Source organism: Streptomyces sp. NPDC088116 (assembly GCF_044741745.1).
Taxonomy (GTDB): Bacteria; Actinomycetota; Actinomycetes; order Streptomycetales; family Streptomycetaceae; genus Streptomyces.
This window is the reverse complement of sequence record NZ_JBIUTF010000006.1, coordinates 19848-45376: the sequence shown is the minus strand read 5'-3', so window position 1 is coordinate 45376 and position 25529 is coordinate 19848. Positions and strand designations below refer to the sequence as shown.

2 protein-coding genes and 1 pseudogene are annotated in these 25529 nt (G+C 72.6%); all 3 read left to right on the top strand.

The window, feature by feature from the left end:
• Nucleotides 1–30 precede the first annotated feature (30 nt).
• A pseudogene (locus ACIOJD_RS23895) lies at nucleotides 31–11670 on the top strand (SDR family NAD(P)-dependent oxidoreductase); the annotation flags it as partial.
• 109 nt (nucleotides 11671–11779) lie between these two features.
• Nucleotides 11780–17866, top strand: coding sequence for a type I polyketide synthase (locus ACIOJD_RS23890; protein WP_401917162.1), 6087 nt, complete (start codon nucleotides 11780–11782; stop codon nucleotides 17864–17866).
• Nucleotides 17867–18574: 708 nt separating this feature from the next.
• Entirely contained in the window at nucleotides 18575–25351 is a 6777-nt protein-coding gene (locus tag ACIOJD_RS23885; RefSeq protein WP_401917159.1) for an SDR family NAD(P)-dependent oxidoreductase, read from the top strand.
• Nucleotides 25352–25529: the final 178 nt, after the last annotated feature.

The following is a 25529-nucleotide window of genomic DNA, read 5'->3' as shown; positions in this document are numbered from 1 at the left end:
CGGAAGCAGAACCGGACGCTTCAGGACGCGGCCTCCGAGCCGATCGCCGTCGTCGGCATGGCGTGCCGGTACCCCGGCTCGGTCCGTTCCCCCGAGGACCTGTGGCACGTGGTCGCGCAGGACATCGACGCGGTCGGTGACTTCCCCGACGGCCGGGACTGGGACGTGGATTCGCTGTACGACGCGGATCCGGAGGCCCCCGGCAAGAGCTACACCCGCCATGGCGGGTTCCTGGACGACGCCGGGGAGTTCGACGCGGGTTTCTTCGGCATCTCACCGCGCGAGGCGGAGGCGATGGACCCGCAGCAGCGTCTGCTGCTCGAAACCTCCTGGGAGGCGATCGAGAGGGCCGGGGTCGACCCCGTCTCGCTGCGCGGCAGCCGCACCGGAGTGTTCGTCGGGACGAATTACTACTACTACGGCGCGAAGGCCCGGAAATCGCTGGAGGACATCTCCGGGTACGAGGTGACCGGCACCTCGACGAGCGTCACGTCGGGCCGCATCTCCTACACGCTCGGACTACAGGGGCCGGCGCTGACCGTGGACACGGCGTGCTCCTCGTCGCTGGTGGCGATTCACCTGGCTGCGCAGGCACTGCGCCGCGGCGAGTGCTCGCTGGCGCTGGCCGGCGGCGTCACCGTGATGGCCGAGCCGGACACCTTCGTCGTCTTCTCGCGCCAGCACGCGCTGGCCGAGGACGGCCGCTGCAAGCCCTACGCCGAGGCCGCGGACGGCACCGGCTGGGGTGAGGGCGCGGGTGTGCTGATGCTGGAGCGGCTGTCCGACGCGCGGGCGCAGGGGCATCCGGTACTGGCGGTGCTGCGCGGCAGCGCGGTGAACCAGGACGGTGCGTCCAACGGTCTGACGGCGCCCAACGGTCCGTCGCAGGAGCGCGTGATCGTCCAGGCGCTGGCGGACGCCGGTCTCTCGACGGCGGACGTGGACGTGGTGGAGGGGCACGGCACGGGGACGCGCCTGGGGGATCCGATCGAGGCGCAGGCGTTGCTGGCCACGTACGGGCGGGGCCGCGCGGCGGGCGGGGCGCCGCTGTTGCTGGGGTCGGTGAAGTCGAACATCGGTCATACGCAGTCGGCTGCCGGTGTGGCCGGTGTGATCAAGATGGTGATGGCGATGCGTGCGGGGGTGGTTCCCCGGACGCTGCACGTGGACCGTGTGTCGTCGCATGTGGACTGGTCCTCGGGCGGCGTCGAGGTGGTGACCGAGAAGGTCGACTGGCCGGAGGTGGACCGGCCCCGGCGGTCCGGCGTGTCCTCCTTCGGTGTCAGCGGCACCAACGCGCACCTGGTGCTGGAGCAGGCTCCGGAGCCTGCACCAGCGGCGGCCCTCGAACCGGCCGACGGGGCCGACCCCGGTACGTCGCCGCACACCCCGGTCATGAGTGACCTGGGGGTCGTGCCCGTACGCGTGTCCAGCCGTACGGGCGAAGGACTGCGGGAGCAGGCCGGCACGCTGGCCGAGTTCGTCCGGTCCCGTCCCGGGACCCGCCTGATCGACCTCGGACTGTCCTCGGTGCGTACCCGCTCGGCGTTCGAGCGCCGCGCCGTCGTCGTCGCGGCCGACCTGGACGAACTGCTGGACGGACTGGACGCGCTCGCGGCGGGCCGCGAGCACCCGGCGGTGATCTCCGGCTCGGTGTCCGGCACGGTCGAGGACGGTTCCGGCGTGGTGTGGGTGTTCTCCGGCCAGGGATCGCAGTGGTCCGGCATGGCGGTGGCACTTCTGGAGTCGTCGCCGGTCTTCGCCGAGGCGCTCGGGGAGTGCGAGCAGGTGCTGTCCGAGCTGACCGGCTGGTCGCTGACCTCGGTGCTGCGCGGTGAGCCCGGCGCGCCGGGGCTGGAGCGGGTGGACGTGGTGCAGCCCACCCTGTTCGCGGTGATGGTGTCGCTGGCGCGGGTGTGGCGGGAGCTGGGCGTGTCGCCCGCAGCTGTCGTGGGTCACTCCCAGGGAGAGATCGCGGCCGCGGTCGCCGTGGGCGCCATGACGCTGCGCGACGGCATGCGGCTGGTGGTCGAGCGCTCCGGCGCCATCGGGACGAGCCTCTCCGGCCACGGCACGATGGCGTCGATGGCCGCGTCGGCCGAGGATGTCCGGGCCGAGCTGCGGGACGGCGTGGAGATCGCCGCCTACAACGGGCCCCGCTCGGTGGTGATCTCCGGTGAGGTGGACGGCGTCACCGAGATGGTCGCCGCGTTCGAGGCACGCGGCACCCGGGCCCGGGTCATCCCTGTCGACTACGCCTCGCACACGGCGCAGGTCGACGCCCTCACCGAGGTGATCCGCGCGGTGGCGGGCCGGGTCGGGGCGGTGTCCCGCCCGGAGACCTTCCTGTCCACGGTGACCGGAGCCCCGGTGGACACCGCGACGCTGGCCGGCGACTACTGGGTGGACAACCTGCGCCGCCCGGTGCTGTTCGACCAGGCGGTGCGCGCACTGCTCGAGCGGGGCCACGGGACGTTCCTGGAAGTGAGCCCGCACCCGGTGCTCTCCGGCTCGGTCGAGGACACCGTCGACGACGACGCGGTGCTGGTCAGCGGAACGCTACGGCGCGACCGCGACGACGTGACCTCGCTGCTCACGGCGATCGGCACGCTGCATGTGCGCGGCGTGGAGGTGGACTGGGCCCGGCTGTACGACGGGGCCGGTGCCCAGGTCGTCGAGCTGCCGACCTACGCCTTCGAACGCCGCAGTTACTGGCTGCGCGGCGGCTCGGCGAGCGTGGACGGGCAGGCGCTGGGTCTGCGCACCAGCGGCCATGGTCTGCTCGGCGCGGTCGTCGACCAGCCCGACGGCGGGGCGGTGCTGACGGGGCGTCTGTCACTGCGTACGCATACGTGGCTCAGCGACCACCGGGTCCGGGGCGGGGCCGTGATGCCCGGAACCGCCCTGCTGGAGATGGCGCTGCTGGCCGGCGACGAGACCGGCTGCGGGTTCGTCGAGGAACTGACCTTCCACGCCCCGGTCGTGCTGCCCGAACGCGGCGAGCTGGACGTGCAGGTGGTCGTGGATCCGCCGGCCGGCCGGGCGCGGGGGATCAGCCTGCACTCCCGGCCGGTCGGGGAGGCCGGCGCGAGCTGGCAGCTCCACGCGAGCGGGACGCTGTCCGACAGTGCCCCGGCGGCGCAGGGGCCGTCGCTCGAACAGTGGCCGCCGCACGGCGCGCGGGCGTTGGACATGAGCGGCGCCTACGACCGGTGGGCGGCGCAGGGCCTCGAGTACGGCCCGGTGTTCCAGGGGCTGAGGGCGGCGTGGGAGTCCGGCGACGAGATCTTCGCCGAGGTCGAGCTGCCCGAGGGCGCCCTCGGCGACGGGCGGTTCGCCCTCCACCCGGCCGCGCTGGACGCGGCGCTGCACGCGGCGCTGCTCACCGTGGACGACGACACCGTCAGGCTGCCGTTCTCCTGGCAGGACGTGTCCCTCTACGCGACCGGGGCGACCACCCTGCGGGTGCGGCTGACCCGCACCGGTGAGGCCACCGGCGTACTGGTGGCGGACGCGGAGGGCACCGCGGTCCTGACGGCCGGAGCGGTCGTGTCCCGTCCCCTCCCCGAGGCCGGCGTGGCCGGCGCGGGCGCGGGCGGGCTCAACCGGGTGGACTGGGTGCCCGCGGCGGAGCGCCCCTCGGTGCCCGCGACGGCCGGTGCCTGGCCCGCCACCGGCCAGGACGTTCCGGACGTGCTGGTGCTGGACTGCCCGGACGGCGATCCCGGGGACGTGGTGGAGTCCGTACTGGCCACCGTGCGGGACTACCTGGGCGACGATCACCACGCCAACTCCCGCCTCGCTGTCGTGACGCGCGGCGCGGCGTCCGGCGAGAACCTCGCGGCCGCCGCCGTCTGGGGCCTGGTGCGGTCGGCGCAGACCGAGAACCCCGGCCGGATCCTGCTCGTCGACTCCGCCGAGCCGGTGCCCGAGCCGTCCTGGGGTGCGCTGCTGGGCCTGGAGGAGTCGCAGCTGTTGCTGCGTGAGGGCGAGACGCTGGTGCCCCGGGTGGTGGCCGCCGAACAGCGGATGACCCCCCTGTCGCAGCCGTGGCGGCTGGAGCCCGGCGCGGAGGGCACGGTCGACGCTCTTTCCCTGATGCCGGCCCCCGACACCGCCCGGAGCCTCGGCGAACACGAGGTCCGGGTCGCGGTGCGCGCGGCCGGCGTGAACTTCCGGGACGTGCTCATCACCCTGGGCATGTACCCGGACAAGGCACTGCTCGGCGGTGAGGGCGCCGGTGTGGTCACCGAGACCGGCCCCGGCGTGACCGGCCTGTCGGTGGGCGACCGGGTACTGGGTCTGATCGACGGTGCCTACGGGCCGGTGGCGGTGGCCGACCACCGCATGCTCGCCCGCATCCCTGACGGCTGGTCGTTCACCGACGCCGCCGCGATGCCGACGGTGTTCCTGACGGCCTACCACGGCCTCGTGGACCTCGCCGGGCTGCGAGCCGGCGAGCGGGTCCTGGTGCACGCGGCGACCGGCGGGGTCGGTACGGCAGCGGTGCAGCTGGCCCGCCACCTGGGCGCCGAGGTCTTCGCCACCGCGAGTCCCGGCAAGTGGCACGTACTGCGTGAGATGGGGCTGGACGACGCGCACATCGCCTCCTCGCGGACACTGGAGTTCGAGCAGAGCTTCGGCGACGGGCCCGGCATGGACGTCGTACTGAACGCTCTGGCCGGTGAGTTCACCGATGCGTCCATCCGGTTGCTCGCCCCGGGCGGCCGGTTCATCGAGATGGGCAAGACCGACATCCGTACCGAGGACTCCCTCCCCGAGGGAGTCATGTACCGGGCGTTCGACATCGGCCGGGTGGACCCCGACCGGCTGCGCGGCCTGCTGACGGAACTGCTCGCGCTCTTCGACCAGGGCGCACTGGCCCTGCCACCCATCACCACCTGGGACTGCCGCGCCGCCCGGGACGCCTTCCGGCACATCTCACAGGCCCGGCACATCGGCAAGAACGTGCTGACGATCCCGGTGGTGCCGGGGTCGGAGGGCACGGTGGTGGTGACGGGTGCGACGGGGACGCTGGGTTCGGCGTTGGTGCGTCATCTGGTGGTGGAGCACGGGGTTCGGCGGTTGTTGTTGCTGAGTCGTCGGGGTCCGGCTGCCGAAGGGGTTGGTGGGCTGGTCGAGGAGTTGCGCGGGTTGGGCGCCGAAGTGGAGGTGCGGGCGTGTGATGTGGCGGATCGGGAGTCGCTGCGGTCCGTGCTCGACGGTGTGGAGATCGGTGGTGTGGTGCATGCGGCGGGTGTGCTGCATGACGGGGTGGTGGAGTCGCTGGGGGCGGATCAGCTGCGTGAGGTGCTGGCGCCCAAGGTCGCGGGAGCGTGGAACCTGCACGAGCTGACCCGCGATCAGGACCTGTCCATGTTCGTGCTGTTCTCCGCCGTGGCCGCGACCGTCGGCGGCGCCGGTCAGGGGGCGTACGCGGCGGGCAACGCGTTCCTGGACGCTCTGGCGCTGACTCGGGTATGTGCCGGGCTGCCGGGGTTGTCGCTGGGCTGGGGCCTGTGGGAACAGGCCAGTGGCATGACGGGCGGAATGTCGGATGTGGACCGGGCCCGGGTGTCACGTGCCGGTGTCCGGGCACTGTCGACCGAGGACGGACTGCGGCTGTTCGATCGCGCCCTCGCCGGATTCGACGGCGCGGTGCTGGCGGCGTCCTGGCACAGCGATCCCGCCATCGATGTCCCGCCCGTGCTGCGCACCCTGCTCGGTGCTCCCGCACGGCGGCGCGCGGCCGCCCGGCAGACCGGTGACCGGCAGGGGCTCGCCGACCGGCTCGCTGCCCTGCCGCAGGAGCAGCAGCTCACGCGGCTGGCCGAACTGGTCCGTGAGCAGGCCGCACTCGTACTGGGCCACGGCTCCGCCGACGACATCCCCGCCGACCAGGCGTTCAAGGAACTCGGCTTCGACTCGCTCACCGCGATCGAGCTGCGCAACCGGCTGACCCCGGAGATCGGGCGCCGGCTGTCCGCCACGCTCGTGTTCGACCACCCCACGGCGACCGCGTTGGCCGCGCACTTGCGCGACCTTCTGCTGGGTGCGGCCCCGAAGCGGGTATCGGCGCCGGCCACCCGGGCCGCGGTCTCCGACGACGACATCGCGATCGTCTCCATGGCCTGCCGGTTCCCGGGCGGCATCGCCTCGCCCGACGACTTGTGGCGGCTGGTCGATTCCGGTGGTGACGCGATCGCCGACTTCCCCGACGACCGGGGCTGGGACATCGACGGCCTCTACGACCCCGAGGGAGAACGACCGCGCTCCAGCCGTACCCGGACCGGTGGATTCCTCTACGACGCCGCCGACTTCGACCCGGGATTCTTCGGTATCTCCCCGCGCGAGGCGGTGGCGATGGACCCGCAGCAGCGTCTGCTGCTGGAAACCTCCTGGGAGACCATCGAGCGGGCCGGAATCCGGCGTGACGTCCTGCGCAACAGCCAGACCGGTGTCTACGTGGGCATGTCGTACAACGACTACGACAGCCGGCTGGACGAGCTCGACGACATGGAGGGCCACCGGGCGACCGGTAACACGGCCAGCGTCGCGTCCGGCCGACTGGCCTACGTACTCGGCCTCGAGGGACCGGCGCTGACCGTCGACACGGCGTGCTCGTCGTCGCTGGTGGCGATTCACCTGGCGGCGCAGGCGCTGCGCCGTAACGAATGCGAGCGGGCGCTGGCGGGCGGCGTGACCGTGATGTCCTCACCCGCCATGTTCGTCGAGTTCTCCCGGCAGGGCGCCCTGTCCCCGGACGGCCGGAGCAAGGCGTACTCGGAGGCCGCGAACGGATTCGGATCCGCCGAGGGCGTCGGTGTGCTGTTGCTGGAGCGGCTGTCCGACGCGCGGGCGCAGGGGCATCCGGTGCTGGCGGTGCTGCGTGGCAGCGCGGTGAACCAGGACGGTGCGTCCAACGGTCTGACGGCGCCCAACGGTCCGTCGCAGGAGCGCGTGATCGTCCGGGCGCTGGAGGACGCCGGTCTGTCCGCATCCGACGTGGACGTGGTGGAAGGACACGGCACCGGGACGCCGTTGGGCGATCCGATCGAGGCGCAGGCGCTGCTGGCGACATACGGGCAGGATCGTCCGGCGAGTGGCGCGCCGCTGTTGCTGGGGTCGGTGAAGTCGAACATCGGTCATACGCAGTCGGCCGCCGGTGTGGCCGGTGTGATCAAGATGGTGATGGCGATGCGTGCGGGTGCGGTTCCCCGGACGCTGCACGCGGATCGCGTGTCGTCGCACGTGGACTGGTCCTCGGGCGGTGTCGAAGTGGTGACCGAGAACGTCGCCTGGCCGGAGGTGGACCGCCCCCGTCGGGCCGGAGTGTCGTCCTTCGGTATCAGTGGCACCAACGCGCACGTCATCGTGGAACACGTGCCCGAGCCGGAGCCGGTGGACGCCGAGGAGGACGGAGCGGCGCTGCCGTTCGTGGTCTCGGCCCGGTCGGCGGGCGCGCTGCGTGAGCAGGCCGCCCGGCTGGGCGAGCACATACGGTCCCGCCCGGCACTGCCGCTTGCCGATCTGGCCGCCTCACTGGCCGTCAACCGGTCGCGATTCGAGTACCGCGCCGCGGTCGTCGCCTCGGACCGGGACGAGCTGCTGGCCGGCCTGGAGGACGTCCGCGCCCAGTCGACGGCACCCGCCTCGGCCGCCGCGCACGTGGCGATGGTGTTCTCCGGCCAGGGCAGCCAGCGAGCCGGCATGGGGCAGGAACTCTACGAGCGCTACCCGGTGTTCGCCGAGGCCTTCGACGTCGCGCGGGCCGCGGTGCAGGAGGCGACCGCGGCGCTCGGGCTGCCGGAGGTGGATGTCGCCGCGGCGATCACCGCCGGGGAACTGAACCCCACGGGCGCGGCGCAGCCCGCGATCTTCGCCGTCGAAGTGGCGCTGTACCGGCTGCTGGAGTCGTGGGGGGTGCACCCGGACGTGGTCGCCGGCCACTCGGTCGGCGAACTCGCCGCCGTCCACGTGGCCGGCGTGTTCGGCCTCAAGGACGCGGCGACGCTGGTGGCGGCCCGAGCCGGGCTGATGCAAGCACTGCCGGAAGGCGGGGCGATGCTCGCGGTCCAGGCGTCCGAGGACGCCGTCGCCGCCGAGCTGACCGACCGGGTGGGGCTGGCCGCGGTGAACGGGCCGTCCTCCGTGGTGGTCTCCGGCGACGCGGACGACGTGGCGGCCCTCGGCGCCCGGTGGCGCGAGCAGGGGCTGCGCACCTCGATGCTGCGGGTCAGCCACGCCTTCCACTCCGCGCACATGGACCCGATGCTGGGGCGGTTCGCCGAACTGGTGGCCGATGTGGTCACCGGCGCGGCCGAGCCCTCCGTACCGGTGGTGTCCACCGTCACCGGCGAGCGGGCGGGCGCCGATCTGTTCGGCACCACCGCGTACTGGGTGGACCAGGTGCGGAGCACCGTCCGGTTCGCCGACGCGGTGGCCGGCATCGACGCCGCACACCGGCGGCCGGGCACGGTCTTCCTGGAGGTCGGCCCGGACGCGGCGCTGACGCCGATGGTGACGAACTGCGTCGGCGGGCAGCCGGACGCGCCCACCGCGGTGTCGACCCTGCGCCGGGACCGTTCGGAGGTGGCTTGCCTGCTGTCCGGCGTCGGACAGGCGCACACCCGCGGCGTGCCGGTCGACTGGGCGGGGGTGCTCTCCGAGGCAGGCGGGCGCGTGGTCGATCTGCCCACGTACCCCTTCCAGCGCGAGCGGTACTGGCCGAGGCCGTCCGCCGGGCGGGTGGACGCCGCCTCCGCCGGGCTGGCCACCACCGGGCACCCGCTGCTCGGCGCGACCGCGAGCCTGGCCGGCGGTGACGAGTACCTGTTCACCGGGCGGCTGTCACTGGCGACGCATCCCTGGCTGTCCGGACACGTGCTGCACGGGCGGGTGGTGTTCCCGGGCACGGCGATGCTCGAACTCGCACTGCACGGCGGGCGCGCCCTGGACCACCCGGTGCTCGCGGAGCTGACCCTGGCCCGGCCGCTGGTCTTCGACGACCGGCAGGCCGTGCAGGTCCAGCTGCGGGTCGGGGCGGAGAGCGAGGAAGGCACCCGGTCGTTCGCCGTGTACTCGCGTCCTCAGGACGCCCCGGTCGGCGAGCCGTGGACCGAGCACTCCTCGGGTCTGCTCGCCCGGGGACCGCAGGCGGTCGACTCCGAGCGGCTCGCTCCGCTGTCCGGCAGCTGGCCCCCGGCCGGGGCGCGAGCGCTGCGGACCGAGGGCGTCTACGAGGCGATGGACGACTCCGCCGTCTACTACGGTCCCGAGTTCCGGGGCATGCGGGAGGTGTGGGAACGCGACGGCGAACTGTTCGCCGAGATCGCGCTGCCCACGTCGTCCCATGCCGAGGCGGCCACCTTCGGACTGCACCCGGCGCTGCTGGACGCGGTGTTCCATCCCGTACTGGTGGCTCCCGAGCTGATTCACGGCCACAGCGGTGAGGACAACGGGCCCGGCCAGGTCCGGATGCTGTTCTCCTGGTCCCGGATGTCGATCCACACCCTCGGCGCGCACTCGCTGCGGGTGCGGCTCACCCCGATCGGGCCCGACCAGATGCGGCTGACCATCACCGACCACACCGGACTCCTGGTGGCGGCGGCCGACTCGGCCGCCATGCGCCCGGTGGCCCAGAAGCAGCTCGCCGGGGCCGGCACGGTGACACGGGACGGGCTGTTCCACACCGAGTGGACACCACTGCGGCCGCAGACGAGGGAGCGCTCGGCCGGCTCGTACGCGGTCCTGGGCGAGGACGCGCACGCTCTCGCGTCCGCACTGGCAGAGCTGGGGCTGGACACGCGGAGCCACGCCGACCTGGCCGCGCTCCTCGCGGAGTCCGGCTCGGCGGCCGATTCCGCACCCGCGACAGGGGCCGGCGCCGTATCCGCGACAGGGCCCGACATCGTGCTCGCGCCGATCGACGTGCCCGAGCACCTCGACCCGGCCCGGAGCGCGCACCTCGTACTGGCCCGGGGCCTGGCGCTGCTTCAGGACTGGCTGAAGGAGGAACGGCTCGCCTCGACACGGCTGGTCGTGGTCACCCGGGGCGCGGTCGCGACGGACGACGGTGCGTCGGACCCGGCGCTCGCCGCGTTGTGGGGCCTGGTCGGCTCGGCCCAGTCCGAGCACCCCGGCCGGTTCGTCCTGCTCGACCTGGACGCCCCGGACGCCTCGGCCACCCTGGTGCCCGAAGCGGTCGCGGCCCTGGAGCTGGACGAGCCGCAGTTGGCGGTGCGTACGAGCACCGTGCGGGTGCCCCGGTTGCGGCAGGCCACGCCGTCGGCCGAGGAGGACACCACGCTCGACCCGGCCGGCACCGTGCTGATCACCGGTGGCACCGGGGCGCTGGCCCAGCACGTCGCCGAACATCTGGTGAAGGACCGGGGCATCGCACATCTGCTGCTGCTCAGCCGCAGGGGCCCCGAGGCGCCCGACGCCGAGGAACTGGTCACCAGGCTGACCGGGTACGGCGCCTCGGTGGAGGTGGCGGCGTGTGACGTGACGGACCGGGACGCCCTGGCCAAGACGCTCGCCGCCGTGCCCGCCGCGCACCCGCTCATCGGTGTCGTACACACCGCCGGAGTGGTGGACGACGGCGTGGTGGCCTCCCTCGACGCCGGCCGGCTGGACACGGTCCTGCGGCCCAAGGCCGACGCGGCCTGGCACCTGCACGAGCTGACGCGCGACATGGACCTGGCGTTCTTCGCGCTGTTCTCCTCGGCCGCCTCGGTGCTCGGCGCGCCCGGCCAGGGCAACTACGCCGCGGCCAACGCCTTCCTCGACTCGCTCGCGCTGCTGCGCCGTGCCGAGGGCAGGACCGCCACGTCGATGGCGTGGGGTCTGTGGGCCGACGGCGGGATGGGCGGCCGGATCAGCGAGCGGGAGCTGGAGCGCATCACCCGCGCCGGAGTGTCCGCGATGGCCGCGGGCGACGCCTTGGAACTGTTCGACGCCGCGCTGCGGACCGACACCGCCTCGCTGGTCACCGCGGTGCTCGACCTCAACCGCATACGGACCTCGGGGGCCCCGGTGCCCGCCGTACTGCGGACGCTGGTTCCCCCGACGGCGCGCGTGAGCACGCCGTCGGCCCCGGAGAGCGGTGATCCGCTGATGGGCCGGCTCGCCGGACTGTCGCCGCAGGACCAGCGGCGCGAGTTGCTGGCACTGGTACGCAGCCAGACCGCGACGGTGCTCGGACACCCGTCGTCGGAGTCCGTCCTTCCCGACGCCGGATTCCTGGAATCGGGGCTCGACTCGCTCACGGCTGTGGATCTGCGGAACAGGCTGGCGACGATGACGTCGATGCAGCTGTCGCCGACGCTGGCGTTCGACTACCCGTCGCCCGTCGCGCTCGCGGAGTTCCTCTGGTCGCAACTGGACCCGGAGGAGACGGGACCGGGGATCAGCACGGCCGCCCTGCACGGCGAGTTGGACCGGCTGGAGACCGTGCTCCGGTCCGTCGAGCTGGCGGGTGGCGAGTACGACACCGTGATGGCCCGGCTGAGCACGCTGATGGCGCTGCCGAGCGCCCCGTCCGACGCGACCGCCGGAGAGTTCGGCGGTGGATACGGGAGCGACCTCGACGACGATGTCGCCGGCCTCGAAGAGGCGTCGGCCGACGAGGTGGTCGCCTTCATCCAAAGGGAGTTCGGTTCGGACTAGCACCCCTCCCGGCACGGTCTGCCCGTCGGGCAGACCGTGCCGTGTGTCCGCGCAGCACCCTCACCGCATCAATCCATGCCGAACCGACCTCTTCCTGGTGGTACCAGATATGACCGAAACAGCCGCGTCCGGCAAAGGCAACGGCCTGCTGGAGAACCTCAAATTCGTCACCACCGAGTTGCACCGCACCCGCCGTCGTCTCCGCGACGTCGAGGCGCAACGCCGGGAACCCATCGCCGTGGTGGGCATGGCCTGCCGCTTCCCCGGCGGGGTGAGTTCACCGGAGGACCTGTGGCGGTTGGTCGACGACCGCGTCGACGCGATCACACCGTTCCCGCAGGACCGGGGCTGGGACATCGACGGCATCTACGACCCCGACCCGGAGCACCTCGGTCATACCTACGTCAAGGAAGGCGGGTTCATCACCGACGCCGCCGACTTCGACGCGGATTTCTTCGGCATCTCCCCGCGCGAGGCGGTGTCGATGGACCCGCAGCAGAGGCTGTTGCTGCAGACCTCATGGGAAGCCATGGAACGCGCCGGGGTCGACCCGTTGTCGCTGCGCGGCAGCCGCACCGGGGTGTTCGTGGGCGCGGCGTCCGCGGGATACGCCAACCCGGGCGGCCGGGACATCCCGGCCGAGCTGGCCGGCTACATGCTCACCGGCAACACGCTCAGTGTCATGTCCGGCCGGGTCTCCTACACCTTCGGCCTGGAGGGGCCGTCGGTCACGGTCGACACCGCCTGCTCCTCGTCGCTGGTGGCGCTGCACCAGGCATGCCAGGCGCTGCGCGAGCAGGAGTGCTCGCTCGCGCTCGCGGCCGGCGCGTCGGTGACGGCCACCCCGTTCATGTACGTCGAGTTCTCCCGCCAGCGCGGAGCCTCCCCGGACGGCCGGTGCCGGGCGTTCGGCGAGGGTGCCAACGGCACCGGGTGGTCCGAGGGCGTGGGTGTGGTGATGCTGGAGCGGCTGTCCGACGCCCGGCGCAACGGCCACCAGGTGCTCGCCCTCGTCCGCGGGTCCGCGATCAACCAGGACGGCGCGAGCAGCAGGCTGACCGCGCCCAACGGGCCGTCCCAGCAGCGTGTCATCAAGCAGGCGCTGAAAGCTTCGGGACTGTCCGCCTCCGACGTGGACGTGGTGGAGGCGCACGGCACCGGAACCCGGCTCGGTGACCCGATCGAGGCGCAGGCACTGCTCGCGACCTACGGCCAGGACCGTCCGGCGGACCGGCCGCTGTGGCTGGGCTCGCTGAAGTCCAACATCGGGCACACCCAGACGGCCGCCGGGATCGCGGGCGTCATCAAGATGGTGACGGCGATGAACGCCGGAGCCATGCCCGCCACCCTCCACGCCGAGCAGCCGACCTCCCGGGTCGACTGGTCGCCGGGCGGGGTGAAACTCCTGACGGAGAAGCGGGAGTGGCCGGACGCCGAGCGGCCCCGGCGCGCCGCCGTGTCCGCGTTCGGGATCAGCGGCACGAACGCGCACGTGGTGCTGGAGCAGGCCCCGGCATCCGACGCGCCGTCACCGACGCCCGGCACAGGGGCGTTCGGCCGGCTGCCCGTCGCGCCCGTGGTGGTCTCCGGACGTTCCGCGGAGGCGCTGCGCGCACAGGCGGCCCGACTGGCCCGGTTCGTCACGGAACGGCCCGAGCTGCGCCCGGTCGACGTGGGGCTGTCGGCGGTGACCTCCCGTGCCCTGTTCGACCACCGCGCCGTGGTGCTCGCCCCGGACCGCGAGACGCTGATCGAGGCGCTGACCGCGCTCGCCGGGGACACGCCGCATCCCGGCGTCGTCACGGGCGTGCTGACACGGACGGTCGCCGACTCCGGCGTGACCTGGGTGTTCCCGGGACAGGGCTCGCAGTGGGCCGGGATGGCGCTGCGGCTGCTGGAGAGCTCCCCGGTGTTCGCCGAGGCGATGGCGGAGTGCGACACGGCGCTGTCCGAGCTGGTCGACTGGTCGCTGCCGGCGGTGCTACGAGGAGAGAGCGGCGCGCCGGGGCTGGAGCGGGTGGACGTCGTGCAACCGGTACTTTTCGCGGTGATGGTGTCCCTGGCCCGGCTGTGGCGCGAGGTGGGCGTCGGCGCCCGTGCGGTGATCGGGCACTCGCAGGGGGAGATCGCCGCCGCGGTCGCGGTCGGCGCGCTCTCGCTGCGCGACGGGCTGCGCCTGGTGACGGGCCGGTCCGCCGTACTGGCACGGTCGCTGTCCGGCCACGGCACGATGGCGTCGATCGCACTTCCGGCCGCCGAGGTGGAGCGCCTGTTGCCCGAGGGGGTGGAGGTGGCCGTGGTGAACAGCCCCTCCTCGGTGGTGGTGTCCGGCACGGTCGAGGGCGTCGAGGCGCTGGTCGCCACCTGCGAGGCCCGGGAAATCCGTGCCCGGCGGATCGCGGTGGACTACGCCTCCCACTCCGCGCAGGTGGACGGGATCGCCGCCGAGCTGCGGCCCGTCGTGGCCGGGGTGAACGCGGTGTCCCGGCCCGAGCTGTTCTGCTCGTCGGTGACCGGAGAGGTGGTCGACACGGCGTCGCTGTCCGGTGACTACTGGCTGGCCAACCTGCGCAGGCCGGTGCTGTTCGACAGCGCGGTGAAGACTCTGCGTGCCCAGGGCTTCTCGGTGTTCGTCGAGGTCAGCCCGCACCCGACACTGTCCGGCGCGGTCGAGGACACGGTGGACGACACCTCGGTCGAGGTGACGGGCTCGCTGAAGCGGGACCGCGACGACACGACGTGCTTCGTGGAATCGCTGGCGAGGCTGTTCGTGCGGGGCGTCGAGGTCGACTGGACCCGGGTGTACGGCGGACTGGGCGCATCGCCCGCCCCGCTCCCCACCTACGCGTTCCAGGCCGAGCGGTACTGGTACGAGGCCCCCGCCGTCGCCGACGTGCGCGGGGTCGGCCAGCGTCCGACGGTGACGCCGCTGCTCGGAGCGCAGATCGACAGCCCGGACGGGCGGCTGGTGCTGACCGGGTGCCTGTCGTTGCGGAACACGGCGTGGCTGGGCGACCACCGCGTCGACGGTGCCGCGCTGCTGCCGGGGACCGCGGTGGTGGAGATGGTGCTGTCCGCGGGTGACGAGGTCGGCCTCGGACGGATCGACGAACTGGTCCTGAGCGAACCGCTGATCATTCCCGAGTCCGGGGATGTGCGCGTCCAACTCGTGGTGGAGAGCGAGGACGAGCAGGGCAACCGGGCGTTCGCGCTGCATTCGGGCGACGACCGGTCCTGGCGCGGTCACGCCACCGGCACCCTCACCGCCGGCACCTCGGCCGGTGCCGTCGAGTTCACTCAGTGGCCGCCGACCGGTGCGGAGCCGGTCGAGACCACCGACTGGTACGAGCGGCTCGCGGGTGTCGGGCTGGACTACGGTCCGTCGTTCCAGGGTCTTGAGGCCGTGTGGCGGCGCGGTGACGACGTGTTCGTGGAGGTCGGCCGTCCGGCAGAGCAGCGGCCCGACGACGGTTTCACCCTGCACCCGGCACTGTTCGACGCGGTGCTGCACGGCATGGCGGTGTCCGGCGAAGGGGATTCCGCGGCGCTGCCGTTCAGCTGGCGGGGAGTGGAACTGCACAGCAGCGGGGCGGCCCGGCTGCGCGCCCGCATCTCACCGGTCGGCCCGAACGCCGTCTCGCTGGCGGTGGCCGACGGCACCGGTGCCCCGGTGGCCGAGGTCGAGACCCTGGCGGTGCGGCCTCTGACCAAGGGCCGGCCCGACCGGGTGGACGAATCACTGTTCGCGCTGGACTGGGTCCCGGCCGCCGTCACCGCTGACGCCACCGGACTCACTCTGGACGTCTGGCCGGTCGAGGCCGGTCGGCCCGACGTGGTGGTGGCGCGGTGTCCGGAGCGTACGGACACCGACCCGGTCGCAGCCGTGCAATGGTGCCTGGAGGTGCTCCAGTCGTGGCTGTCGGACAGGCGCTGGGCCGATTCCCGGCTGGTCGTGTCGACGCGGGGCGCGGCTTCCGGGCAGAACCTGGCGGCCGCCGCCGTGTCCGGGCTGGTCCGCTCGGCCCAGACGGAGAACCCGGGCCGCATCGTACTCATCGACTCGGAGGCAGACCCGGACCCGGACTCCGGCCCCGTCGGAGAGCTGCCGACGCAGAAGGTGGCGTCGCTGGCGCACGGTGACGAGCCTCAACTGCTGGTGCGGGGGACCCAGGTGCTCGTGCCGCGGATCGTTCCGGCCACCCTGGCCGCCGATACCACGATCCCGGTGGTGCCGGGGTCGGAGGGCACGGTGGTGGTGACGGGTGCGACGGGGACGCTGGGTTCGGCGTTGGTGCGTCATCTGGTGGTGGAGCACGGGGTTCGGCGGTTGTTGTTGCTGAGTCGTCGGGGTCCGGCTGCCGAAGGGGTTGGTGGGCTGGTCGAGGAGTTGCGCGGGTTGGGCGCCGAAGTGGAGGTGCGGGCGTGTGATGTGGCGGATCGGGAGTCGCTGCGGTCCGTGCTCGACGGTGTGGAGATCGGTGGTGTGGTGCATGCGGCGGGTGTGCTGCATGACGGGGTGGTGGAGTCGCTGGGGGCGGATCAGCTGCGTGAGGTGCTGGCGCCCAAGGTCGCGGGAGCGTGGAACCTGCACGAGCTGACCCGCGATCAGGACCTGTCCATGTTCGTGCTGTTCTCCTCCGTGGCGGGCACGCTCGGGCCCGCCGGTCAGGGGGCGTACGCGGCGGGCAACGCGTTCCTGGACGCTCTGGCGCTGACTCGGGTACGTGCCGGGCTGCCGGGGTTGTCACTGGGCTGGGGCCTGTGGGAAGAAGCCAGTGGCATGACGGGCGGAATGTCGGATGTGGACCGGGCCCGGGTGTCACGTGCCGGTGTCCGGGCACTGTCGACCGAAGAAGGACTGCGACTGTTCGACCGTACGCTCGCGGGCGGTGACGGGGTGCTGCTCCCGGTGCCGCTGCGCGCCGATGCCCTCGGCGACGACGTGCCCGCGATTCTGCGGGCACTGGCCCCCCGGCGCACGCGCAGGCGCCGAGCGGTCGAGGGCGCCGCACGGCAGGATCTCGCCGCGCGCCTGGCGACCATGGCCCCCGACGAGCGGGAGCAACAACTGCTGGGCATGATCCGGGAACAGATCGCGACGCTGCTCGGGCACACCTCGGCCGAACAGGTCGGCCCGGACCGTAAGTTCAAGGAACTGGGCTTCGACTCGCTCAGCGGCGTCGAACTCCGCAACCGCATCGCGGTCCTGACCGGTAAACGGCTGCCCGCCACCATCGTGTTCGACTACGACGGCCCCCGGGCCCTGGCCCAGCACCTCAGCGGGCTGACCTTCACCCCGGGCGACACCGGCCCGGCCGAGACCCGCCCACAGGGCGACGACTTCATCCTGTCGTTGCAGCGCAAGGCGATCGCCAACGGCGGCTACCAGCATTTCCTCGACGTGCTCATGGCGGCAGCGCGGATCGAGCCGACCTTCGAACGGGCCGATGACGAGCTGGTGAAGCAGATCGCTCACCGGATCGGCGACGGCCCGGCCGGGCCGGGGCTCATGTGCTACCTGTCGCTCGTCGCGCCGTCGGACATCGACCAGTACACGCCGTTCGCCCGCCGCATGGCCGGAGAGCGCGAGACCTGGGCAAGCGCCTCGCCGGGATTCGGGGCGGCCGAGCCGCTGCCCGCCGACCTCGACGCTCTGCTCGACCTGCACCGGGCCACGCTGCGGGCGACGTTCGACGACCGGCCCCCGGTACTGGTCGGGCACTCGTCCGGCGGTTGGATCGCGTACGCGCTCGCACAACGCCTGGAAGAACTCGGCGAGCCACTGGCCGGTGTGGTGCTCATCGACACCTACCTGCCCCCGCCGCACATGGACCAGCAGGTACAGGAGCGCATGCTGCGGGAGAACACCCAGCGGACCATGCTGCTCTCGGACGCCCCCGGCGCGGCATCGCGCCAGTTCGTGGCGATGGGCGCTTACGCACGTCTGTTCAGCACGTGGAGCCCCACCCCTCTCTCCGCAACCCCGGTGCTGTGCCTCACCGCCGCCGAGTGGCTCGACGAAGAGGTCGAGGACCCGTGGTGGCGGGCGTCGTTGGGCATCCCGCTGGAGCGGATCGAGGTCCAGGGCAACCACTTCACGGTGATGACCGAGCACGCCGAATCCACGGCGGAGGCCGTGGACCGATGGCTGTCGAAGGGGGACCTGTCCACGCGCGGGGACAGTACGGAGCGGTGAGGTTCGGTCGGGTCGGGACGACAGCGAGACAAAGCGGGGCGAGGAATTAGGTCCGGCCGGACAGGGCCTGGTTCGCATTCTTGCCCGAACCGCGCCTGCGAAGGGCGCCTGGCCGGGGATACTCCCCGGCCAGGCGCCCTTTCTCGTCTCCGGCGGCCAGATGGTCGCCCCGCGCTCAGTCGCCCGGTGGAACTTCCGACCGGTCACCCCCTCAGCTGCCCGCTGCCCGCTGACCGCGGCTCGAACTTCGTGTCCATCCCACGCGGTCCGCGTCCAACGCGTGGTCTCATACCGCGCGAGGCAACAGGTTTGGCCCTCGCACCACGGGGCCGGGCCACCTGCGCGCACATACTGGCCCGAGACCGGAACGTGACACGGACAGGAGCTCGCGATGTCCGCGACGACGACCGCAGCGAAGCGTGAATCCGCCACGCACTGCCTTGGGACTCGCCATAGAGGCAGACATCAGTAGTCGGTGACAGCCGGATCGCCCGGCACGCGGGGGGCGAAGCAGCTGGACCTCGGCCTGACGGGCGCGGGCCGGATGGATCTCCATCACCGGGCGTGGAAGGACCAGTAGGCAGCTGGCAGCTGACCAGCGTCTTTGTCGCAGCGCCACGCCCCGCGGCCCGGCCTTTCCGGAGCACGCGGCCGGCGGCCTCTTGGTTCTCGCCACGGAAGAGTATGTGCGACTGAGCGAGGTGAACGATGACCAGCAGCCCCACCCCCAACCCCACCCCGGCAACCGTGCCGTGGGTGCTGTCCTCGGACAGCGCGGTGTCCCTGCGGACACGTGCGGGCAGGCTGCGGGAGAGCCTCGCGGCGCACCCCGAGTGGAGCCTCACCGAGGTGGCACTCACCCTGGCGCACGAGGCGTCGGCCCACGAAGCCGCCGCCTCTCACCGCGCTGCCCTCCTCGCCGCCGACCGGCCCGCCTTCCTCGCCTGCCTCACCGATCTCGCCGAAGGCCGGGACTGCGCGGGCGTGACAGCGGGCACCCCGGTCGGCGACGGGGCGGGAACGATGGACGGCCCGGTGTTCGTCTTCCCCGGCCAGGGTGCCCAGTGGCCCGGTATGGCGAGCGCCCTGTACGTTGACGCGCCCTCGTTCCGGGCCCGGATGGACGAGTGTGTCCAGGCCCTCGAACCGCACGTGGAAGGCCGGCCGCTCGGCGACACACTGCTCGGTGTCCCCGACCGTGCCCTGCTCGACCGCCCGGAGGTGGCTCAGCCCGCGCTGTGGGCGGTGATGCTCTCGCTGGCCTCGCTGTGGCAGTCGTACGGCATCGAACCGGCGGCCGTGCTGGGCCACAGCATGGGCGAAGTGGTCGCCGCCGTGCTGGCCGACGCACTGACCCTGGACGACGGCGCTCGCGTGATCGCCCGCTGGAGCCAGGCACAGACCGAACTCCTGGGCCAGGGCGAGATGCTCTCGGTGCTGGCACCGGCCGAGGCCATCCTTCCCCGCCTCGCCGGCGATCGGTATGCCGGCCGACTCGATGTGGCCGGGCTCAACGGTCCCGCCTCGGTCACGATCTCCGGGGACACCGACGCCGTCCACGCCCTGCACCGGGAACTCCTCGACGACGGCCTTCAGGCCCGGCTGATCGCCGTGGGCCTGGCCGCGCACTCCGCCCACATCGACCGGATCACGCCGCGCGTGCGCACCGACCTCGCCGCGCTGCGCCCCCGCCCGGCCAGGCTGCCTTTCTACTCGACACTCGAAGGCCGACTGCTGGCCCCGGACGAGCCCCTGGACGTCGATTACTGGTGCCGCAACCTGCGCGGCACGGTCCTGTTCGAGCAGGCCACCCGTGCGGTGCTCACGGCCGGCGCCGGGGTCCTCCTCGAGGTCAGCCCGCATCCGGTGCTCACCACCGCCATGCAGTCCACCATCGAGGCCGTCGGCAAACCCGCCGTCAGCCGGGGCTCCGTGCGCCGCGGCGACGCCGGCCCCGAGCGGGTGCTGCACACCTTGGGCGAACTCTATGTCGACGGCGTCGCCCCGGACTGGACGGCCCTGTACGGCCGTAGCCCCGGCCCTGTCCTGCCACTGCCCGCACCCGAGCCCACGACCGGGTCCGAGCCCGTGCGCGGCCCCGATACCGGCCCCACCCTCATCGAACGGCTGGCCACCCTCACCGCCGCCGAACAGCTCGCCCGGCTGGAAGAGCTGGTTCGCCGGCAGACGGCCCTCGCCCTCGGCCTCCCCACCACCGACGGACCGGGCCCCGACCAGGCCTTCCGCGACTACGGAGTCGACTCGGCGAGCGCGCTGGCCCTGCGCAACCGGCTCTGCGCGGCTCTCGGCACCGCCCTCCCGGTCACCCTGGTCTTCGACCACCCCTCTCCGGACGCGCTCGCCGCCCATCTGCGCACCGTTCTGCTGGACCTGCCGGCTCCCGACCCCGGCCCGGCCCCCGCTGCGCACGGCACCATCTCCGTCGAGGACCCTGTCGTCATAGTCGGCATCGGCTGCCGACTGCCCGGCGGGATCACCGGCCCCGACGCCCTGTGGCAGCGGCTCACTGCGGGCACCGACGCGGTCGCCGCTTTTCCCACCGACCGGGGCTGGGATCTCGCCGGTGAGCACCGGCCCGGCGCCGGAGGCCGAGTCCACCAGGGCGAGGCGGGCTTCCTGCACGACGCCCCGCTCTTCGACGCCGGCTTCTTCGGCGTGAACCCCCGTGAGGCGCTGGCGATGGATCCGCAGCAGCGCCTCCTCCTGGAAACCTCCTGGGAGGCCTTCGAGGACGCCGGCATCGACCCACTGTCCCGGCGCGGGAGCCTCACCGGCGTCTTCATCGGAGCCATGGCGATGGACTACGGGCCGCACCTGGACGGCAGCCCGGAAACCGGCGGCTACGTCTTCACCGGCAATACCGGCAGCGTGCTCTCCGGACGTCTCTCCTACCTCCACGGCTTCGAGGGCCCCGCCGTCACCGTCGACACGGCCTGCTCCTCCTCCCTCGTCGCTCTCCACCTGGCGGTCCGCGCCCTGCGCTCCGGAGACTGCGAACTCGCCGTGGCCGGTGGTGTCACCGTCATGTCGGGGCTCGGCATGTTCGAGGAGTTCTCCCGGCAGGGCGCGCTCTCACCCGACGGCCGGTGCAAGGCGTTCTCGGCACGGGCCGACGGCTTCGGCCTCGCCGAGGGCGTCGGACTGGTCCTGCTGGAGCGCCTCTCGGCCGCCCGCGCCGCCGGACACCGTGTCCTCGCCGTGGTCCGTGGCTCGGCCATCAACCAGGACGGCGCCTCCAACGGGCTCACTGCTCCCAACGGCCCCGCCCAGCAACGCGTCATCCGGGCCGCGCTCGCCGACGCCCGGCTCGTACCCGCCGACGTGGACGCCGTCGAGGCCCACGGGACCGGAACCCGTCTCGGCGACCCCATAGAGGGCCAGGCGCTCAGCGCCGCCTACGCCGGATCGAGGCCGCAGGACCGGCCGCTCTGGCTGGGCTCGGTCAAGTCCAACCTCGGGCACACCCAGGCCGCCGCAGGAGTCACCGGCATCGTCAAGATGGTGCTGGCCCTGAGCCACGAACTCATTCCGCGCACTCTGCACGCCGACGAGCCCACGCCCTATATCGACTGGCAGAGCGGCCCGCTCCGGCCCGCCACCAGCCCCGTGCCGTGGCCCCGCGCCGCCGACCGGCCGCGCAGGGCGGGCATCTCCTCGTTCGGCGTCAGCGGCACCAACGCGCATGTGATCCTCGAAGAACCACCGGCCGACACCAGCCGCATCCAGGTCGGTCCGACCGGTCCCGGCTCCCGCGGGCCCTTCCCCTACGTACTGTCGGCCCGCGCCCCGCAGGCCCTGCGTGCCCAGGCCCAGCGCCTGTTGGCCCACCTCGACACGGAACCCGACCCGGCCGCCCTCGCGTACTCCCTCGCCACGACGCGTGCCGCGCTGTCCCACCGTGCGGCCGTGGTCGCCGCCGACATCCCGTCGCTGCGCGACGGCCTGCGCGCCCTCGCCGACGGCGAACCCCACCCCGCGGTGGTGCACGCCCCTGCGCTCCTCGCCGGTGCACGGCCGGCGGCCGGGGACGAGGCATCGTCGGGCGCGGGACGGGCCGTGGCTAGGGCGGGGCGCAAGGTGGTGTTCCTCTTCCCGGGACAGGGCGCTCAGTGGGTGGGGATGGCGCGGGAACTGTCGGTGTCGTCGGAAGTGTTCGCCGACTCGATGTCCGCGTGCGCGGAGGCTCTGGAGCCGTTCGTCGACTGGTCGTTGGCGGACGTCCTGGAGGATGCCTCGGCTCTGGAGCGGGTGGATGTGGTGCAGCCGGCGCTGTGGGCGGTGATGGTGTCGCTCGCGGAGGTGTGGCGGTCGTTCGGGGTGCGCCCGGACGCGGTGGTGGGTCACTCCCAGGGGGAGATCGCGGCGGCGTGTGCGGCGGGTGCGCTGTCTCTGTCCGACGGCGCGAGGGTAGTGGCCCTGCGCAGCCGGACCATCGCCACAGCACTGGCCGGGAAAGGCGGCATGGTCGCGCTGAGCCTGCCGGCCGAGGACGCCGTCGAACTGATCACCTCCTGGGACGGGCGTTTGTCGGTGGCCGCCGTCAACGGCCCTGCCGCCGTGGTCGTCTCCGGTGACGCCACCGCGGTCGAAGAGCTTCTCGGACACTGCGCCACGGCGGGGGTGCGGGCCCGCCGGATCCCGGTCGACTATGCCTCGCACTCGGCGCAGGTCGAGGGGGCTCGTGACCGGATCCTGGCCGATCTCTCCTCCGTCACGCCCCGGCCCGCCTCCGTTCCGGTCTACTCCTCGGTCACCGGGGAGCCGGCGGACACCAGCGGCTGGGACGGTGCCTACTGGTACCGGAATCTGCGCGAGACGGTGCGGTTCGAGAAGGCGGTGGGTGCCGCGCTCGCCGACGGCCACACCGTACTGCTGGAAGTCGGTCCGCATCCGATCCTGACCCCGGCGGTGCAGGACATCCTGGACGGTGCCGGTCAGCGCGACGGTCTGGCGCTGGGCACGCTCCGCCGCAGCGAGGGCGGTCCTGACCGGGTCCTCGTCTCCCTGAGCCAGCTGCACATCCACGGGGTGAATGTCGACTGGAGTGCGGTCTTCGGCGACCCGCCGCCCCACCACGTCCCGCTCCCCACCTACCCCTTCCAACACCAGCGCTACTGGCCACAGCCCACCGAACGTCCCGGTGATCTGAGGGCCGCGGGGCTCGCTCCGGCGGAGCATCCGCTGCTGGGAGCGGGTGTGGTGCTGGCCGAGGGACAGGGCGCCGTGCTGACGGGGCGGATCTCGTCGGCGACGCACCCGTGGCTGGCGGACCATGCCGTTCTCGGGGTGGTGCTCCTGCCCGGCACCGCCCTCGTGGAGATGGCCCTGCGCGCGGGTGACGAGGTGGGCTGCCCGCACATACGAGAGCTGATTCTCGAAGCGCCGCTCGTCGTGCCGGAAGACGACGCCGTACAGCTTCAAGTGACCGTCGGCGCCGAGACAGCCGACGGCACACGGCCGGTCACCGTCCACTCCAGCCCCCAACGGCCGGACGGCACAGTGCGGTGGAGCCGCCACGCCACCGGGGTACTCGCGGGCGAGGGCGCCGACGCCTGCGCCGAGGCGGGTAACAGGAGCGGGGTCCGGGACGCGACGTGGCCGCCTGAGGGCGCGACGCAGGTCCTGGATCTGTATCCCACCCTCGCCGGCCTGGGCCTGGACTACGGTCCGAAGTTCCGCGGTGTGACCGGCGCCTGGCGTCGCGGCCGTGAACTCTTCGCCGAGGTCAGCCTGCCGGGTGGCGGGGGGACCGGCACAGGGGGATTCGGCATCCACCCGGCGCTGCTCGACGCCGCACTGCACGCGGCCCTGTTGATGCCGGACGCCGCGAGCGCGGATGAGGTACCCGAAGCCGTACGGGACATCGCGTACTGGGCGCTCGACGCGCTCACGCGGTGGCTCGACGAAGAGGCGATGCCCGCTTCCCGACTGGTTCTCCTCACCCGCAACGCCGTCCGGACCGGCTCAGGCACAGAGGCCCTGGACATCACACAGGCTCCCGTCTGGGGTCTGGTACGCAGCGCCCAGACGGAGAACCCCGAACGGATCACGCTGGTCGACCACGACCGCGAGGCCCTGGCCCGATGCTTCGACGTCGGGCAGCGGCAGACCCTGCTCGACGCGCTGGCCGACGGATCGCCTCAACTTGCCATCCGGCAGGGGCGTCTCCTCCTGCCTCGGCTGGCGCACTCGCGGGCCGGTGGCGGTACGGATGGCTCCCCGCTGACGACCCTGGGCACGGGGACCGTGCTGATCACCGGCGGAACCGGTGGCCTCGGCCGGGCGCTGGCCCGGCACCTCGCCGCCGCCGGCGCGCGGCATCTGCTGCTGCTCTCCCGCAACGGCCCGGACTCGGAGGGAACACACACCCTGCGGCAGGAACTCGTCGCGACCGGTACCGGGCTCACCGTCCTGGCCTGCGACGTCGCCGATCGCGAACAACTCAGCGCCGCACTCGGCTCCGTTCCCGCCGAACATCCCCTGACCGCGGTCGTCCACGCCGCCGGAGTGCTCGACGACGCGGTGATCGGATCGCTGACCCCGGAACACTTCGAGGCCGTGCTGCGGCCGAAGGTCGACGCGGTATGGCATCTGCACGAACTGACCGCGGGAAAGGGCCTGTCGGCGTTCGTCACCTTCTCCTCCGTGTCCGGAACGCTCGGTGGACCGGGCCAGGGAAACTATGCCGCCGCGAACGTCTTCCTCGACGCGCTGATGCAGTTCCGGCGCGGCACGGGGCTGCCCGGTCAGTCCCTGGCCTGGGGCCTGTGGGCCGAACAGAGCGGAATGACCGGAGGACTGGCCGACACCGATGTCAGGCGGCTGAACCGCAGCGGGATCATCCCGCTCGGAACGGAAGAGGGCATGCGTCTTTTCGACACCGCCCTCGGCCATGACGAAGCGCTGCTGGTCGCCTGCGCCCTGGACCTGCCCGCCCTACGGGCGACCGGGCCGGACCGCGTGCCCCTCCTGCTGTCCGGCCTCCTGCCGCGGCCCCGTCGGGCCACCGCCCCGTCGAGCGGCCCCACCACCGCGAACCTGGGTGCGCTCCGTACCCTTGGCGCGGCCGAGCGGCGCAACCGGATGCTGGAGATGGTGCGGGCCGAGGTCGCCGGAGTCCTCGGGCACACCGGTGCCCGGGACATCGGCCCCGATCGGGCGTTCACCGAGCTGGGTCTGGACTCGCTGACCGCCGTCGAACTGCGCAACCGACTGTCGGCGGCGACCGGCACCCGACTGCCGAGCACACTCGTCTTCGATCATCCCACCCCCACCGGCCTCACCGCATTCCTCCTCGGCGTCCTCTTCCCCACCGTTCCCGAGCCGGCGGAGGAGCGCCCCCGCTCCGAGCCGGACACGCTCGACGCGTCCACGGCCCCCAGCGTCGTCGACCGGCTCGCGGACGCCACCGTCTCCGAGGTTCTCGACTTCATCACCAACGAACTCGGCGTCTCCGGCGTCTAGGACGAGTCGTCCCGAACACCGACGGTGCGTCTGGGGACGCGGCCAAGGCTTTCACAGCGGAACAATCCGGCCGGATAAAGGCAATAGCTGCTCAAAAGGATTTCTTATGCCGACAGAGGCAGAACTTCTCGTATACCTGAAGAACATGGCCGCCGACCTGCACGAGGCGCGCAATCAG

Coding starts and splice junctions, on each gene's coding strand:
- ACIOJD_RS23890 (WP_401917162.1), top strand. CDS start 11,780: ATGACCGAAACAGCCGCGTCCGGCAAAGGCAACGGCCTGCTGGAGAAC.
- ACIOJD_RS23885 (WP_401917159.1), top strand. CDS start 18,575: ATGACCAGCAGCCCCACCCCCAACCCCACCCCGGCAACCGTGCCGTGG.